The organism is Gordonia sp. 852002-50816_SCH5313054-c, from assembly GCF_001665925.1.
Classification (GTDB): Bacteria; Actinomycetota; Actinomycetes; order Mycobacteriales; family Mycobacteriaceae; genus Gordonia; species Gordonia jacobaea.
The window spans coordinates 51,896-69,111 of sequence record NZ_LZTE01000012.1 but is presented as its reverse complement, the minus strand read 5'-3'; the positions used below and the strand labels follow the sequence as shown (position 1 = coordinate 69,111).

General features: G+C 64.6%; 15 protein-coding genes. 8 read left to right on the top strand and 7 right to left on the bottom strand.

Going from position 1 to position 17,216, the window contains the following annotated elements:
* Nucleotides 1-92: 92 nt before the first annotated feature.
* The 5 genes from A5788_RS00960 to A5788_RS00940 all read left to right on the top strand — a co-directional run bounded on the left by A5788_RS00960 (nt 93) and on the right by A5788_RS00940 (nt 8,339).
* A complete protein-coding gene (locus tag A5788_RS00960) occupies nt 93-1,715 on the top strand; it encodes a PucR family transcriptional regulator (protein ID WP_064869692.1) in 1,623 nt (540 codons plus the stop codon).
* A 156-nt stretch (nt 1,716-1,871) separates the two neighbouring features.
* Entirely contained in the window at nt 1,872-2,570 is a 699-nt protein-coding gene (locus A5788_RS00955) for a YceI family protein (RefSeq protein WP_064869690.1), read from the top strand.
* A gap of 518 nt (nt 2,571-3,088) precedes the next feature.
* Nucleotides 3,089-4,702, top strand: coding sequence for an ABC transporter substrate-binding protein (locus A5788_RS00950; RefSeq protein WP_064869688.1), 1,614 nt, complete (start codon nt 3,089-3,091; stop codon nt 4,700-4,702).
* On the top strand, nt 4,699-5,664 hold the full coding sequence (locus tag A5788_RS00945) for an ABC transporter permease (protein WP_064869686.1): 966 nt from the start codon (nt 4,699-4,701) through the stop codon (nt 5,662-5,664). The genes A5788_RS00950 and A5788_RS00945 overlap by 4 nt, the downstream gene beginning before the upstream one ends.
* Nucleotides 5,661-8,339: an ABC transporter ATP-binding protein/permease gene (locus A5788_RS00940; RefSeq protein WP_064869684.1), complete on the top strand. Its 2,679-nt coding sequence runs from the start codon at nt 5,661-5,663 to the stop codon at nt 8,337-8,339. Before A5788_RS00945 ends, A5788_RS00940 begins: the two co-directional genes overlap by 4 nt.
* A 21-nt stretch (nt 8,340-8,360) precedes the next feature.
* Here the strand turns inward: A5788_RS00940 and A5788_RS00935 are convergent, their stop codons facing one another.
* Nucleotides 8,361-8,711 carry a UBP-type zinc finger domain-containing protein gene (locus A5788_RS00935; RefSeq protein WP_064869682.1) on the bottom strand — a complete coding sequence of 117 codons (351 nt, stop codon included), beginning with the start codon at nt 8,709-8,711 and terminating at the stop codon, nt 8,361-8,363.
* A 147-nt stretch (nt 8,712-8,858) separates the two neighbouring features.
* Here A5788_RS00935 and msrB point away from each other — a divergent pair, with 147 nt between their 5' ends.
* Both msrB and msrA read left to right on the top strand, forming a co-directional pair.
* On the top strand, nt 8,859-9,341 hold the full coding sequence (gene msrB, locus A5788_RS00930; RefSeq protein WP_064869680.1) for a peptide-methionine (R)-S-oxide reductase MsrB: 483 nt from the start codon (nt 8,859-8,861) through the stop codon (nt 9,339-9,341).
* A complete protein-coding gene (gene msrA / locus A5788_RS00925) occupies nt 9,338-9,892 on the top strand; it encodes a peptide-methionine (S)-S-oxide reductase MsrA (RefSeq protein WP_064863805.1) in 555 nt (184 codons plus the stop codon). The genes msrB and msrA overlap by 4 nt, the downstream gene beginning before the upstream one ends.
* A gap of 100 nt (nt 9,893-9,992) precedes the next feature.
* Here msrA and A5788_RS00920 read toward each other — a convergent pair whose 3' ends face one another.
* Nucleotides 9,993-11,510: a DHA2 family efflux MFS transporter permease subunit gene (locus A5788_RS00920; protein WP_049699764.1), complete on the bottom strand. Its 1,518-nt coding sequence runs from the start codon at nt 11,508-11,510 to the stop codon at nt 9,993-9,995.
* A 101-nt stretch (nt 11,511-11,611) separates the two neighbouring features.
* On the opposite strand from A5788_RS00920, the gene A5788_RS00915 reads away from it, so the two are divergent.
* On the top strand, nt 11,612-12,304 hold the full coding sequence (locus A5788_RS00915; RefSeq protein WP_049699763.1) for a TetR/AcrR family transcriptional regulator: 693 nt from the start codon (nt 11,612-11,614) through the stop codon (nt 12,302-12,304).
* A gap of 6 nt (nt 12,305-12,310) precedes the next feature.
* Here A5788_RS00915 and A5788_RS00910 read toward each other — a convergent pair whose 3' ends face one another.
* The 5 genes from A5788_RS00910 to A5788_RS00890 all read right to left on the bottom strand — a co-directional run bounded on the left by A5788_RS00910 (nt 12,311) and on the right by A5788_RS00890 (nt 16,989).
* Complete coding sequence (locus A5788_RS00910; RefSeq protein ID WP_049699762.1) at nt 12,311-13,237, bottom strand: AurF N-oxygenase family protein; 927 nt, start codon at nt 13,235-13,237, stop codon at nt 12,311-12,313.
* A 92-nt stretch (nt 13,238-13,329) separates the two neighbouring features.
* Entirely contained in the window at nt 13,330-14,325 is a 996-nt protein-coding gene (locus tag A5788_RS00905; RefSeq protein WP_049699761.1) for a glycine betaine ABC transporter substrate-binding protein, read from the bottom strand.
* Entirely contained in the window at nt 14,322-15,062 is a 741-nt protein-coding gene (locus A5788_RS00900) for an ABC transporter permease (RefSeq protein WP_005207242.1), read from the bottom strand. Before A5788_RS00900 ends, A5788_RS00905 begins: the two co-directional genes overlap by 4 nt.
* A complete protein-coding gene (locus A5788_RS00895; protein ID WP_064869679.1) occupies nt 15,059-16,345 on the bottom strand; it encodes an ABC transporter ATP-binding protein in 1,287 nt (428 codons plus the stop codon). The genes A5788_RS00900 and A5788_RS00895 overlap by 4 nt, the downstream gene beginning before the upstream one ends.
* Entirely contained in the window at nt 16,342-16,989 is a 648-nt protein-coding gene (locus A5788_RS00890; RefSeq protein WP_049699759.1) for an ABC transporter permease, read from the bottom strand. Before A5788_RS00890 ends, A5788_RS00895 begins: the two co-directional genes overlap by 4 nt.
* Nucleotides 16,990-17,216: the final 227 nt, after the last annotated feature.

The window sequence follows — 17,216 nt, the reverse complement described above, 5'->3', positions numbered from 1 at the left end:
CTGGTGCAGAACGCAGAGTTTGGCGCGCTACACTCTGTCAGTGAAATTCGACCGGGAGTTACACCTCGTAAAGCTCTGCGGATGAGATTCGGATGACTCTGACTGTCGGCGACGTCATCGATCTGCCGGTGATCCGCGCCGGACTCCCCGACGTGCTGAGCACGGCGGGCGTCGAGCGCACGGTGAGGTGGGTTCACGTCAGCGACGTCGGCGATCTCGGGCACCTGCTCGAGGGCGGCGAACTCGTCCTGACCACGGGCGATGCTCTGCGACGTGACCCGCGACGTTACCTCGAGAATCTCGCTCGGGCGGGTGCGCTCGGGGTGATCGCCGAGTTCGACGATTCGTCGGCCATACCGTCGGAGATCGGGCCGGTGGCCGTCGAGTTGGGTTTGACCGCCGTGGTGTTGCGCCGAGAGATCAAGTTCGTCGAGGTGACCGAACAGGTTCACCGCAGCCTGGTTGCCGAGCAGTATGCCGCCGTGGAGTTCGCGCACCGCACTCACGAGACTTTCACGCAACTCACCATACGACGTGCCTCGCCAGCGGAGATCACGAACAGTGTTGCGGCGCTGCTTGATTCACCAGTGGTATTGGAGAACTTGCAGCATCACGCGGTGGCGTCGGCCGGAGCTCCGGCGGCGTCACTGCTTCACGACTGGGAACGCCGTTCGCGGCTACACGCATCCGACGTCGCGACGACTGAGGTTTCCGATCACGCACCGTGGAGAATCGTCGACGTCGGTCGCGGCGACGACCACTGGGCCAGGCTCATCGTTCCCGAATCGCACGCCGAGCAACAGCGAACGGCGATGGTGCTCGAGCGCGCCGCACAGGCGCTCGTGATGCATCGGATGGCCGAGCGTGGCCGCCTCGACATCGAGCGGCAGGCACAGGCAGGGCTCGTCGACGACGTTCTGCAAGAACGCATTCGAGACGAGGGCGAGGTGGCAGCGCGAGCGTTCGCGCTCGGCCTGCGCGAAGCCAACGAGTACGTGCCGATCTCGGTGCGAGTGCCCGGCTGGTCGGCGAGTGACGATCCGATCTCCACACGACGTCGCACCGCGCAGTTGCTCGACGTCGTGGTGCGGGTTGTCGGCGCGCAGGGACACAGCGCGCTCTTCTCCGTGCGAGGCGACGGGGAGATCCGTGTAGTGCTCGCGTTGACGACAGCACGTGGCAGGTCGCGTCAACACACACTGGACACACTCGCCGCCGCCACACGGCGCGACATAGAGCGAACCGTCGGCCATGCAGGTGCCGTTCTTGGTCTGGGCGCGCCCGGACGACAGGTGATGTCGACGATTCACACGCTGCTACAGGCGTCGCAGGTTGCCGAGGTCGCTGCCGGAATGCCGACGTCGGAGCGTGCCGTATTCGGAGTGCAGGACATCGGAATTCGCGGATTGATCTCGCTGCTACGCGACGATCCGCGATTACAGCGGTTCGCCGAATCCGAACTACGCGACCTCGTGCTCGACGACATCAACACCGGCGGTGACCTGCTCGACGTCTTGCGCGGCTACGTGCAGCACGTCGGCAACAAGTCGGCACTCGCTTCCCATCTACACATGAGCAGACCGTCGTTGTATGCGAAGCTCGCGCGCATCGAGCAGATACTCGGCGTCGATCTCTCCGACGGTGAATCCGTCACCTCGCTGCACGTCGCCCTTCTTATTCTCGACGGGCGGTCACAGGGAGCCGCAACTCCTTAGCTGCGAGAAACTTTCCGGACTGCGGTCCGTTTTGCAATGTAGTTTTGTACGAATTTTCAGGTGATCATAAGAAATCGGTGGTGAGGTAAGCCTTATGAAACCTCCAGAGACGATCACCGACCCGAACCACTCCTCCACGATTGGGGAGGTTGCACGATGAAGCGACGCTACCTGTGGTGGGGGCTCGGAACGCTTGTCGTTCTCATTGTTGTCGTCGTCGCGGCAGGCCCGTGGGCGTACTCCAAATGGATTGCGGGCGACGCCGACGAGGAACTCAAGCTCCCGACGTCGACGCAGGCGGCGTCGGAAAGCGTCGACGGCGCATGGACGATCGTGCCCGGGCCTTCCGCCGAGGCGACCCGAACGCAGGCCGGATATCGAGTCGACGAGACGCTGCGTGGGCAACCAGTCACGGTGAACGGACGGACGACATCGGTGACCGGCACGGCGACGGTGGCGTCGTCGAAGTTGGAGAGCGCCGACATCACGGTCGACGTCGCGTCGATCACCAGTCCGGAGTCGATGCGCGACAACCGTTTCCGCGGTGAGTCGATCATGGACACCGAGAAGTATCCGACCGCGACCTGGAAACTGACTCAGCCGGTTGATATTTCGTCCGTCCCCGAATCTGGCCAGCCGCAGGCCGTGCAGGCAACCGGCGACATCACCATCAAGGGAGTGACCAAGTCGGTCACGACGACGCTCAACATCCAACGGTCCGGAGCATCGGTGATCGTGCAGGGATCTATACCCGTCACCTGGACCGACTTCGGCGTCACCCCGCCGTCACTGGGCTTCGTCGAGGTGGAGAAGACCGGCAGCATCGAGTTCCTGGTGAACCTCGAGAAGAAGTGAGCGGTGGTCTCGACAGGCTCGACCAGCCGCGTGTGGCTCGACCCTTTCCGCTGGTTGAGCCGGCCGCGAGCGTAGCGAGCAGCCGAGTCGAAACCACTTCCGCCGGTGTGTGGTCTCGACAGGCTCGACCAGCGGTGGCGGCTTTACCAGCGGGTGTAGCTCGGCTGGCGGTGGTCTCGACAAGCTCGACCAGCGGGAAACGCTCGGCCTCTTCCGCTGGTTGAGCTGGCCGCGAGCGTAGCGAGCAGCCGAGTCGAAACCACTTGTCCACGTGGGAGTGGTCTCGACAGGCTCGATCAGCGGGTGTTGCTCGGCTGGCGGTGGTCTCGACAAGCTCGACCAGCGGGAGCGGCGCTCGACCAGCGGGTGCAGCTCGACCAGCGTTGGGGGGCGCTCGACCGACGGCGCGTGGCGGCCCTGACACGCGGGCGCCCCTTACGCTTGCGAACTTTCGGTAAGCGCGGCAGACTCCAACACGGACCACAGCGTCGCCGCGGCGCGGGAGGGATCGCGATCGGATGACCGACGAGCGCCAGCAGTGCAGGTCATCCCCGTCGGTCTCGTCGATTCCGCTGAATCGTCGTCGGTTCTTCGCTCTGAGTGCTGCGGCGGGCGCTGGTGTATTCGGAATGTCTGCGCTGAGCGCGTGCTCGCCCGGGTCGGGTTCGGGATTAGCTGGTTCTGCCAACACAATTCGGGCAGCGATCGCCGGTGAGCCCGATCAACTCGATCCTCACAAGACCTCCGCCTACTTCTCGTTCGAGGTACTCGAGAACGTCTTCGACACTCTCGTCGAACCCAACGAAAAGCTCGAGATGGTCCCTGCGCTCGCACAAAGCTGGCAGGTCAATCCCGAAGAGACGCAATACGTTTTCACGCTGCGCCCGAACGTCCGGTGGCACAACGGTGAGCCGCTGACCGCATCCGACGTCGTCTACTCCTATCGGCGGATCATCGACGGTGAGCTCTCGGCGTCGTGGCGGTTCGACAACGTCGCCACCATCACGGCACCCGACGATGCACACGTCGTGATCACCACCCGCACGCCGAGTCCCAACCTGCTCAGCAGTATTGGCGGTTTCAAAGGGCTCGCCATCGTCAACAAGCGCAACGTCGAGTCGGGCCAGATCCTGACACGTCCCATCGGCACCGGACCGTTCTCATTCGAATCACGTTCGCCCGCAACGTCGATCGTGCTCAAGGCCAACCCCGGCCACTGGTCGGGCGGGCCACACGTCGACGGCGTGGCCTTCAGTTTCATCTCCCAGGGGACGACCGCCGTCTCGTCGCTGCGGTCTGGCGAGGTCGACTGGACTGACGCCATCCCCGCGCAGCAACTCCGCATCCTCGACAGCGACGACGAGATCAACGTCGGGACCGTGACCGCCAACGATTACTGGTACGTCGCAATGAACTTCGCACGCAAGCCGTTCGACGACCGACGCGTGCGGCAGGCGGTGGCCTACGCGATCGACCGCACATCCATCGCGCAGGTCGTCGGATACGGTACGGCGACCCCCAATCAACTGGCGATTCCCAAGACCAGCCCGTGGTTCACACCCTATGACCGATTTACCGCCGGTCTGGATAGGGCTGCCGCGGTGGACAAGTCGCGGTCACTCCTTCGCGATGCCGGTCATTCGTCATTGTCGATGGGTCTGATGGTCTCCACCGAGTACCCCGAGACCGTCACGGCCGCACAGGTCATCGCGTCGAATCTCGCCGACGCCGGAATCAAGGTCACCATCGAGCAACTCGACTTCGGCGTCTGGCTCGATCGCCAATCCGCCGGTCAATTCGACTCGTTGCTGATGGGCTGGCTCGGAAACATCGACCCGGACGATTACTACTACGCGCAGCATCATTCGGCTGGAACGTCGAACTCGCAGAAGTACTCCAATCCGGAGGTCGATCGCCTCCTCGACGCCGGACGTACCGAACTCGACGTCGGTCGTCGCAAACAGATCTACGCCGACGTCTCGTCGCGGATCGCCGACGACGTCAGCTACCTCTATCTCTACAACCCGTCCGCCACACAGGCGTTCTCGAAGTCGGTGCGCGACTACACCGTGCGAGCCGACAAGGCCGTCCGATTCCGCAACGCCCGACTCGACAGGGGAGGTGCGTCATGAGCGACTTCGGTTGGCCGCTCATCAGGTTCATCCTGATCCGACTGCTCTACACCGTCCTCGTCTTGATCGGTGTGACGATCGCGGTGTTCTTCCTGATGCAGATCGTTCCCGGTGACCCGGTCAAGATCGCGCTGGGCACCCGCTACACGCCCGAATCCTATGCGGCACTGCGGAGTGCGTCTGGGCTCGATCAGCCGTTGTTCACCCAGCTCATCCACTACATCGGGAATGCTGCGACCGGAGACCTGGGCGTCAGCTTCCGCAACAATGAACCGGTCACTCAGATGTTGATGGATCGACTGCCCGCGACGATCGCCCTCGCGGTGGCGGCCATCCTCGTGGCGCTGGTGATCGCGATTCCGTTCGGTACGTGGGCAGCGTTGCGCGAGGGTCGCGCTGCGGACAACACAATTCGCGTCGTCTCGCAGTTCGGTATCTCGGTGCCTGACTTCTGGATGGGCATTCTGCTCATCGCGCTGTTCTCGACTTCCCTTGGCTGGCTGCCGTCATCGGGATATCGTTCGCTCGCAGACGGATTCGTGCCGTGGATATCTCACCTGGTGCTGCCGGCGATCACCGTCGGCGTCGTCACCGGCGCCATCATGACCCGATACGTTCGCGCCGCCGTCCTCGAGGTGGCGAACGCGCCGTACGTCACCACCGCGGAGTCCAAGGGGCTGAGCCGTAGACGAATCATGTTGTCGCACATCGGCCGCAACGCATTGGTCCCCGTACTCACCATCTCGGGTATTCAGCTCGCAGGACTGCTCGGCGGCGTGATCGTCGTCGAAGTGGTCTTCGCCTGGCCTGGCCTGGGGCGACTCGTCTACGACTCCGTTGCCGCACGCGACTATCCGATGCTGCAGGGAGCGATTCTGCTCATCGCAGCGATCTTCCTCATCATCAATCTGATCGTGGACATCCTCTACGCCGTCATCGATCCGAGGATTCGGTTGTCATGAGCGAGCTACCCGAGCCAGAACGCACCGCACAGACCGCGCTCGACGACGCGGGCGAACCGACCTCCGCAGGTACCGGCAGCACCGACTCGGCGTGGCGACTGCTGCTGCGCAACAAGGCGTCGGTGGTCGGCATCGTCGTCATCCTGGTGATGGTCATCCTGGCGATCTTCGGTTCGTTCATCGCCCCGTACGGCGCCAACGACATCGACGTCCCGAATGCGCTGCAGGCACCCGATTTCTCGCATCTGTTCGGCACCGACGACCTCGGCCGCGACGTGTTCTCGCGGGTCGTCCTTGCGGCGGCGGTGAGTATGCGTGTCGCCGTGATCGCCGTGGCGATCTCGTTGGTCGCGGGCGTGATCATCGGCATGGTGTCAGGGTTTGCAGGCGGAATCACCGACACCGTCCTGATGCGGGTGATCGACGTCGTCTTCTCGTTCCCGGTGATGTTGCTGGCGTTGGCGATCGTCGCGATCCTCGGCCCGGGCGTCACGTCGGCGACCATCGCCATCGGCATCGTCTACATCCCGATCTTCGCCCGTGTCGCGCGAGCTGACACCCTGCGTGTCCGCGAAACACAATTCGTACAGGCCGCCCGCACGATGGGGGTGTCGACTCCCCGCATCCTGTTCGGCCATGTGCTGCCGAACATCTCGGGTCCCGTCGTGGTGCAGACGTCGATCTCGTTGGCCTTCGCGATCCTGTCGGAGGCCGCTCTGTCGTTCCTCGGGCTCGGAGTTCAACCACCCGAACCCTCCTGGGGCCGCATGCTTTACGACGCCCAGGGCTTCCTCACCACCGCGTGGTGGATGGGTGTGTTCCCCGGCCTGGCGATCCTCGTGACCGTCTTCGCCTTCAACCTGCTCGGCGACGGAGTGCGCGACGTCCTCGACCCTCGGCAACGAACTCTGTTGCGGAATCGGGGCAAAGCGGGTCGACGCCCCGCCACCCGGAGCACGAAGGCGGCGACTACCGAAGCGGCACAGGCAACGTCGGACGCCGCGGCGCACGACGACGACCAGGGGCGAACCGACCCGGTCTTCTCCGTCTCACAGCTCGTCGTCGGCGTCGTTCCACGGGAGATCGTGCACGGCATCGACTTTGCCGTGGCCAAGGGCGAAACCCTGGGCATCGTCGGCGAGAGCGGCTCGGGCAAATCGCTGTCGGTGCTGTCGGCGACGGGGTTGTTCCACGCACCGAGCTCGTACGTCGACGGATCGTCGACTCTCGCTGGCATACAGGTGATCGGCGCCTCCCGGGCGGTTCTGCAGTCCCTGCACGGGGCGCGCGTGGGATTCGTGTTCCAGGACCCGTCGTCGAGCCTGAATCCGTTGCTCACCATCGAACAACAACTGACCGAGGGGCCGCGCCGGCACCTCGGATTGAGCCACACGCAAGCCCGCGAACGTGCGGTGCAGTTGCTGACCGACGTCAACCTCCCCGACCCCGAGAGTCGTCTGCGTGCCTACCCGCATCAACTGTCCGGCGGTCAACGGCAACGCGTGATGATCGCGATCGCGCTCTCCTGCGATCCCGACGTCCTCGTCGCCGACGAGGCGACCACCGCGCTCGACGTCACGACGCAGGCCCAGATCATCGACCTCGTCGCGCGGCTGCAGCGCGAGCGAGGCATGGCGGTGGTGTGGATCAGCCACGACCTGGGGGTGATCGGACGGATCGCCGACCGCGTCGTCGTTCTCCGGCAGGGTGAGGTCGTCGAAACCGGTGACGTCGCAGAGATATTCGCCAATCCGCAGCACGAGTACACCCGCGAGCTGTTGGCGTCGCGTCCGCTGTTGTCGAAGGTCAACGATCGTGATGACACCGACTTCGAGTCCGAAAACGACACCGCAACAACACCTCTCGTCAGTATCTCCGACCTGGACGTGAAGTTCGCGGTACGCACCTCGACCGGTCGCGACGTGGTGCACGCGGTCAGCGATGTCACCCTCGACGTCGCACGCGGAACGACACTGGGCATCGTCGGCGAATCGGGATCGGGCAAGTCGACGATCGCGGGCGTCCTCACCGGATTGACCACCACTGGCCACGGCACGGTGGTTCGCGGCAGCGCACGAATCAATGTGGAGGACAAGGAGATCGACGCCGTCGGCGTGCACGGCGCCGAGCAGAAGGCGCTGCGTCGACGGGTTGCCATGGTGTTCCAGGACCCGGGCGCCTCACTCGACCCGCGGATGACCGTCGTCTCGTCGATCGGCGAGGCGCTCCGCGCGCACAATCTGGTATCGGGTAAGGAGGCATTGCGGAGTCGCGCAACGCAATTGCTCGATGACGTCAGCCTGGACAGTTCTTACCTTGACCGCTATCCGCACGAGCTCTCCGGCGGTCAGCGGCAACGTGTCTGCCTCGCCCGCGCACTCGCGTCCGACCCCGAGCTACTGATCCTCGACGAGTCGACGGCCTCGCTCGACGTGACGGTGCAGGCGTCGGTTCTCGATCTGCTCGCCGAACTTCAGCGCGAGCGCGGGCTGACGTACCTGTTCATCGCACACGACCTCGCCGTCGTCGAGCAGATCAGCGACACGGTGGCTGTGATGGAGAAGGGGCGGGTCGTCGAGACGGGCCCGGCGTCGAAGATCCTGCATCACCCCGAGAGTGAGTACACCCGCAAGCTGCTGGCCGCCATCCCGCCGGAGATGCCCGCCCGGGCCTGAACTTTGGGAGACGAGCGACCGTCAACCGTGCAGCAGTTGCTGCCAGTTCGACGGCACGCGGTCGGCCGGACCGGGTGCGGTCTGGTCGTCGGGGTGGCTTGTCGGCGGAGCCAGCTCCGGGCCGCTGGCCATGGCCGAGTCCGGGAAGCTCCAGAACCAGTCCTCGCCGGGTTCGAAGCTCTGGATGTACGGGTGCCCCGTGTCGTCGGCGTGATGCGAGGCGTGTTGGCCGGGGGAGGAGTCGCAACATCCGACGTGTCCGCAGGCGGCGCAGCGTCGAAGATGAAACCACCAGCCGTCGGCGGTGTCGAGGCATTCGACGCAGCCGGTACCCGACGGCGGGACTGTGGGATCGATGAGGTTCTCAGCCATAATCCGACGCTACGCTCGGGTGGAGACGAGTTCGACCCTCACGCGACTCGACTCTCACATGACTCTCAGAAGGGTCGGGACCAAATCCGACGTGGCTGCTGTTGGAGTAGATGACATCGCAGCCAGCGGTGATCAGAAGGAGGATCAATGTCCCACGACTACCGCAAGAACCCGCAGGCCCTCGAGGCCCTCACCGCGGACCAGTACCGAGTAACCCAGGAAGACGGGACCGAGCCCGCGTTCCACAACGCCTACTGGGACAACCACGAGCCAGGCATCTACGTCGACGTGGTCTCCGGAGCGCCCCTGTTCAGCTCGCTCGACAAGTACGACAGTGGCACCGGATGGCCGAGTTTCACCCGCCCGATCAGCGACGACGCGATCTCGACGCGCACCGACCGATCGCTGTGGATGAAGCGAACCGAGGTCCGCTCGGCGTACGCCGACAGCCATCTCGGCCACCTCTTCGACGACGGACCGCGAGCCGAAGGCGGCAAGAGGTACTGCATGAACTCGGCGTCGCTGCGGTTCATCCCCGAGACCGAGCTCGACGAGCAGGGTTATGGCGAGTACCGCCGCCTGTTCGAGAACACCGATAGTCCCGACACCACGCAGGAGAACGCATCATGACCAGTGGAAGCAACGACGACGGCCGCATCACCGAGCAGCCCGGCACCGAGACCGCGGTGCTCGCAGGAGGCTGCTTCTGGGGCGTCGAGGATCTGATTCGCCGCCAGCCCGGCGTGCTCGCGACGCGCGTCGGCTACACCGGCGGCAGCAACGACCACCCGACCTACCGAAATCATCCCGGGCACGCCGAGGGGGTGGAGATCGTCTTCGATCCGACGCAGACGAGCTACCGCGACATCCTCGCGTTCTTCTTCCAGATCCACGATCCGACGACGAAGAACCGGCAGGGCAACGATGTCGGCAGCAGTTACCGGTCAGCGATCTTCCCCGTGACGCCCGAGCAGGAGCGCGTCGCGCGTGACACCATCGCCGACGTCGACGCCTCGGGCCTCTGGCCCGGCCGGGCGGTCACCACGATCGAGCCCGCGGGTCCGTTCTGGGAGGCCGAGCCCGAGCACCAGGACTACCTGGTGCGCTACCCCAACGGCTACACCTGCCACTGGCCCCGGCCGGACTGGGTGCTCCCGCACCGCGACGAGGCGCACGCCTGATCTGATCTGAACTGATCTGTTCCGACGGGGAACGGCCCGGTCACCGAATGCTCGGTGGCCGGGCCGCGCTCATTCAGAGCAGCAGTGGCAGTACGACGACTCAGTGCGCCATCGCGGGAGCCTCGTCGCCTTCGGTGACCGGGAGTTTGCCGTTCGGGACGAGCAGCGCGGAGATCACGGCGCCCGCGGCGAACACTGCGGCCGCGACCCAGAAGGCGGTGGTGTACGAGTGGACCGCCGCAAGCTGTTGCAGCGCAGCGGGATTCGCCACCTGACCTGCGTGCGACGTCGCATACGACGCCGCGGCGCTCGCCGCGATCGTGCTGAGCAGCGCGGTGCCCACCGAGCCACCCACCTGCTGCATGGTGTTGACGGTTGCCGACGCGACGCCCGCGTCTTCGGGCAGCACGCCCGACACCGCGCCCTGCATGGCCGGGGCCATCGACGCGCCGAGTCCGACGCCCATGATCAACAGCGCGGGCAGGACATGAGCCGCGTACGTGCTGGTGTCGGTCAGTTGTGTCAGCAGCACCATGCCCACGGCGGCGATCAGCATGCCGCCCGCCATCAGCCAGCGCGGTCCGAATCGGGGCAGCAGAACACCCGTCGACGTCGTTGCGGTGACGATCAGCATGCCGATCATCGGCAGGAACGCCAAGCCGGTCTGGATCGGGCTGAAGTGCAGATTCACCTGCAGGTAGTAGGTGAGGAACAGGAAGATGCCGAACATTCCGATGCCGACGATGAACACCGCGAGGTACGAGCCGCCACGAGTGCGATCAAGAATCACGCGCAGGGGGAGCAGTGCGTGCGGGGTCCGCGACTGCCACCAGACGAATCCGGCGAGCAACACGGCTCCGACGACCAGCCAGGTGATGGTGGCCCAGTCGGCCCAACCGTTGGTCTCGGCGTTCGAGAAGCCGTAGACGATCGAAAACAGTGCGATCGACACCGTGATCACACCGGGAAGGTCGAGCTTCGGGCGGTGTTCGGTCTTGTGCGCGCCGATGAACAGCACCGCGCCGACGAGCGCGATCGCGGCGATCACGAGATTCACGTAGAGGCACCAGCGCCAGTCGGCCCACTCTGTGAGCATGCCGCCGAGGAGGAGTCCGAGTGCACCGCCACCGCCGGCGATGGCACCGAAGATGCCGAACGCCTTACCGCGCTCGGCCGGGTCGGTGAACGTGGTGGTGAGCAGCGACAGTGCTGCGGGCGCGAGGAGTGCACCAAAGACGCCCTGGCCTGCGCGGGCGACGACGAGCATGTCGAAATTGACTGCGGCGCCACCGATCGCGGACATCACGGCGAATCCGACGAGGCCGACGATGAAGGTGGTCTTACGGCCGAGGAGATCCGACAGTCGCCCGCCGAGGAGCAGCAGGCTGCCGAATGCCAGCGAGTATGCGGTGACGATCCATTGCCGATCGGCGTCGCCGAATCCGAGTGACTCCTGCGCGTGCGGGAGTGCGATGTTCACGATGGTCGCGTCGAGCACCACCATCAACTGTGCGAGGCCGAGTACGCCGAGCACGACCCACCGAAGGCGATGGTGTCGTTCCTCCCGAGACTCCCCGTTCGCCGACAATCCGTCGGCAGTGTCGTAGGTTGTGGTCATCAGTCCTCCAAGTGGCGGAATAGTGGAGAAGACTCCTCCGTTTACGAGGGTGGCAACGAAGCGAATACGGAGATGATTCCTCCGGTTGAGAGAATGTGACGATGACCACACAACAGAGCCCGGTCGCACCGACCGGACGACCCCTGCGCGCCGACGCCGAGCGCAATCGGCGTCGGATCATCGCCGCTGCTCACAAGCTGTTCGCCGAGCGTGGCCTCGACGTCTCACTCGACGACGTCGCGGCAGCGGCCGGTGTGGGTGTGGGGACGGTTTATCGACGATTCGCCAACCGGGACGAGCTGATCGTCGGAGTGTTCGCGGCGCACCTGGAGGAGGTGGCAGAGCAGACCGAGGGAGTCCTCGCGGCGGACAGCGACCCGTGGGCGTCGGTGGTGACGATGGTGTCGACGGTCTGCACGGCAATGGCCGAGGATCGTGGGCTGGCCGCGATCATCATGCAGATCGACCACACGGATCCGACGATCGCGACGGTGAAGGCGCGGATGACGAAGCGGATGGGCGAGGTCTTCGATCGGGCCCACGCCGCCGGTGTGCTGCGCGAAGACATCGTCGAGACGGACATCTTCTCCATCTTCTCGATGGTGTCGTCGTACGCGGATATCACCGAGGCGACGGTCCCCGGAGCGTGGAAGCGCTACCTCCAGCTCCTACTCGACGCCATCCACGCCGCCCCGCCGTCGGAGCCGCTGCGGACCCCGGCGCTGACCGAAGAGCAGATCCACGAGGTGCAGGCGTGCCGCATCGCGTTCCGGCGCGGCGGCGCGTCGAGCTGACGTCGGTCAGAGCATGTGCACCTTGCGGTAGACCGATGCCGCCGCGGGTGTCAGCAGCCCGACCTCGTCGAGAAAGCTCATCAGGTGCGAGCAACTCGTTCGGACCATCGCCTGGAAGTGATGATTTCGTCGCATCTCCGAGACGGCGCGGTACTTGTCGAGCCCCGCGTCGGCGTAGGCCTGCGGTCGGACGAGGCTGGTGAAGATGAACGACGCCGCCACTGCCGTGTAGTACGCGCTGGCGTGGCGACGCACCGGGCCGACGTCGGCCATCGACTCCCGGATCTGCTCCCGCGCGAAGCGCATGTGGCGTGATTCCTCGAGCACGTGGATCTCGTTGACGGTGCGGACCAACGGCAGTACGCGTTCGTCGCTGGTGCAGCCGCGTTGGAATACGTCGAGGATCTCCTCGGCGGCGAGGATGCCGCCATACGCGATCTCGCCCCCGGTGGTGGCCGCAAAGAACTTGCCTCCCTTGCCGATTCGAGGGTGCGGCACATACGACGTCCCGGCGAGTTTTTGCGACGCCTTCGCGAACATCAGCGAGTGCCTGCATTCGTCGGCGATCTCGGTCATGGCGAACCAGTACTCCGGGCGGTGTCGGTCGGCGAGGTACTGATCGCGGAGTACCAACTGCTGCAACAGCATTTCGAACCAGATTCCGATCGACATCACCGACGCCGTCTCGTGTCTGGTGAGCCGCACGCGCTGCTCCTCCGTCATCTCCGCCCAGTAGGAGGTGCCGTACAGCGTCGACCACTCGGGGCTGCAGCCGTAGAGCGTCGGGTCCATCGGAGCGTCCCAGTCGATCTCGACCAGAGCGTTGCGCGACAAGCGTGCCGACGAATCGACGAGTCTCGCCGACACCTCATCGGTGCCGCGGTCGAGCGTGCTGACGTGCGGTGCTGAATCGTCGACGACCTGAACCGACACGTGCGCCTCCTGGTCTCAATGCCATTGGATGATGTAACCGTAACATCCATAAATGGCAAAGTGGAGAGCCGGCGCTGAACGCGCAGTGGTAACTAATTCTTGGGGACGATCAATTTCTCGCTGAGTAACCAGTCGTATGCTACGTCGGCAGGGTCTTCGCCGTCGATGTCGACGCGGCCGTTGAGGTCCTGCATGACGTTGTCGGTGAGACGCTCCGAGATAGTTCCGAGTAGTTCGTTGAGTTGTGGGTAGCGCTTCATGACGTCCTCGCGAACGACGGCGGTTCCGCTGTAGGGCAGGAAGAACTTCTTGTCGTCCTCGAGGACGGCGAGGTCGAGGTTCTTGATCCGGCCGTCGGTGGTGTAGACCATGCCGAAGTTGCACGGCGAGCTCTTGGCCGTCGATGTGTAGACGACGCCGGCGTCCATGCGTGTCACGTTGCCGAGCGGGACCCCGTTCGGGCCGTCGAGCGGCATACCGTACTTCGCCAGCATCGGCTTGAAACCATCTGGGCGGGAGAAGAATTCGTCGTCGACGCAGAAGGTGCGATCAGCGACCGGCAGTTTGGCGACGTCCGAAAGAGACTTCACGTTGAGGCGTTTCGCTGTGGGTGTCGACGCCGCGAACGCGTAGGTGTCGTTGAAGTTGGCGGGAGGCAGCCAGACGAGCTGGTTCTCCTTGAGCTCGATGTCGTGGACCTTCTGCCAGAGTTCCTTCGGGTCGGCGATGGTCTCCGTCTCGTTGTGGTAGTTCACCCATCCGGTTCCGGTGTACTCCCAGAGGATGTCGGCGTCGCCGTTGAGTTGTGCCTGGCGAGACGACGCCGAACCGGGGGCGCCTGTGAGGTCGGTGACGTCGGCGCCTGCCGCGGCCAGATAGGTGGCGGTGATCTTGCCGAGGATCACGCCCTCGGTGAAGCTCTTCGACGTGACGGTGAGCTTGGCTCCGTCGAGCGGTCGGGAACCGTCGGGAAGCGACGCCTGCTTGAACGTGCCCGACGAACTGACCAGACCACATCCCGCAAGGCCGATGACGGCGACGACGAGAAGTGTTGCGACGGTGGCGAGTCTTGCTCGCGTGGCGCTCATGCGACGCCCTTCGGTGTAGCGACCAGTTCGAAGACCCGGCCGAGCCAGTCGATGATCATGGCGAGCAGAGCGACGAGTATCGCGCCCGAGATCAACAGCTTGGGCAAGAAGAGCGTGACGCCGGTGGTGATCAGCGTGCCGAGGCTCGTCGCGCCGATGAAGGTACTCAGGGTGGCCGTGCCGACCAGGATCACCAGGGCGGTGCGGACACCGTTGAGGATGACGGGCACGGCCAGCGGGAGTTCGACCTGCACGAGCGTGCGCGCCGCCGAGTATCCGATACCGCGCGACGCCTCGATGGTGCGTTGGTCGACCTGGCGCAACCCGACGATCGTGTTCTGCAGGATCGGCAGGACCGCGTACACGACCAAACCGATGACGGCAGTACGGAATCCGGTGCCGAGCCAGAATGTGAACAACACCAGCAGTCCGACGGCGGGCGCAGCTTGACCGATGTTCGCGATGTTCACCGCGATCGGCGAGAGCCATCGCATCGACGGCCGGGTCAACAGGATTCCCAAGGGAATTGCGATGACGATGACGACGATGGCCGCGACGAGAGTGAGCTCGATGTGGTCGATGATGGTGGACTGCAGAGTCGACCAGCCCAGCGACGCCTGCTCGGTCTCGGTGAATGTCGTCGTCGCATACCAACTGAAATATCCGACGGCCAGCACGATGAAGACGAGTGGCTCGAACCACACGTCGATCGGAAGGTTGCGGAATCGTTGTTTCATGCGCCCGCGTTCTGCTCGGGGTCGTCGGCAGCGATCACCGGCGTCTCGGTGGGTGCGGTTCCCTCGGTGTGACTTTCGTACGAGCCGTCGTCCTCGTCGGGGCGGGCTTCGGAAAGTTGCGTACGGATGATGTCCATGACCGAGGCGATGGTGAGCATGCCGACGACGGCGCCGTGACGATCTGTCACCAGCGTGCCGCCCTGGCTGGCCGCGAGCATGGTGTCGAGGGCGTCGTTGAGCGTCGACGATTCGGCTACGACGGGTAGCCGCGGATCGAGGTAGTCGGAGACCTCCGGCTTGGAGGCAACCTCATCCAGCGACGGCCATGCACGCGGGCGGTCGTGCTTGTCGACGACGACCACCCAACTCTGCCCCGCGGCCCGTGCGCGCGTGATGACCTCTCCGGAACCCTCGCCGACGCGCGCGGTGATCACCGAGTCTTGTTCGACGTCGCGCACGCGCGACAGCGTGAGCTGCGCAAGCGTCGCCCCCGACCCGATGAACTCTTCGACGAAGGGCGAGGCGGGATTGGCCAGAATCTCCTCGGGCGCAGCGTATTGCTCGACGTGGGCGCCCTCCGACAGGATCAGCACCTTGTCGCCGAGCTTGGTGGCCTCTTCGAAGTCGTGCGTCACGATGACGATGGTCTTGCCGAGCTCGTGTTGGATGGCGATCAGGCTGTCCTGCAATCGGACTCGGGTGATCGGGTCGACCGCGCCGAACGGCTCGTCCATGAGGAGGACCGGCGGATCGGCGGCAAGGGCACGTGCGACGCCGACGCGCTGCTGCTGACCGCCGGACATGTCCTTGGGTAGCCGCGTGGCGAACTGTGCAGGATCGAGTCCGACGAGATCGAGGAGATATTCGGTGCGCTCGGCGATCCGCTTCTTGTCCCAGCCGAGGACGCGGGGGATGGCTCCGATGTTCTTCTCGACGCTCCAGTGCGGGAAGAGACCGCCCGACTGGATCACGTAGCCGATGGACTGTCGGAGTTTGTCGGGATTCTCCTTGGTGACGTCGCGCTCGTCGATGAAGATCCTGCCGTCGGACGGTTCGATCAGCCGGTTGATCATCTTGAGGGTCGTCGTCTTACCGCAACCCGAGGGGCCGACGAAGGCGACGATATGGCCCGCCTCGATGTCGAGGTCGAGGTGTCCGACGGCGGGCTGGTCTTGCCCCCGGAATCGTTTCTCGACGCCGTCGAGTCGGATGGGGGCACCGGTCACCGTTGCCCCGGATGCGCTACCGGCCCCGGGGGCCGGCGTGTTGGCTACGTCGGTCATGACAGTCCTTTGGAGATGGTGAAGCGGCCGAGGAGAACGAGCAGGGCGTCGAAGACCAGAGCGATCAAGACGATGAGAATGGTTCCGGTGAGCGCCATTTGGAGTGCATTAGCGCCACCGAGGCGAGACAACCCGTTGAAGATCAACGATCCGAGGCCGGGTCCGAGGACGTAGGCGACGATCGCGGCGACTCCGACGATCATCTGGGTCGAGACGCGAATCCCGGTCAGGATCACCGGCCACGCGATCGGCAACTCGACGCTCAGCAGAATTCGCCAGCGGGACAATCCGATTCCCTGAGCTGACTCGATCACGCTTGCCGGCACCGAACGCAGCCCGACGATCGCGTTGCCGATCACGGGGAGCGCGGCGAAGAACGCCAGCATGATGAACGACGGCACGACGCCGAGACCGAACGGGACGATCAGCAGGGCGAGAAGCGCGAGCGAGGGGATCGTCAGCGCGACGCGACTCGACGTCAGCGTGAGCGCCGAACCCAACGGGCGTCGGTACACGAGCACCGCGACGATGATCGCGACCACGGTGCCGACGAGAACCGTCTGAAATGCCAGAGATGCGTGCTGATAGGTGAGGAACGTCAGGTTCGCGGCGTGTGCGTGGATATAGTTCCACAAACTGCCCACAGCTATCCCCTCGTCGTGGTGAGCGTTCAGAGAGAATTCAGCCTACAAAGCAACCGCGACTCTTGGGTGATTCCCGCAATTCCGTGTCGGCGTGTACACCTGACAAGCGAGCATGCTGGCCCGCTGACCGGCGCCGACGTCCCTGAGGGCAATCGCCGGACCTCAGTGTCACGTTTTGATCACGGTGAGTGAAAGGGTCGAAATGTGTGCGCACCATCCGAATGCAG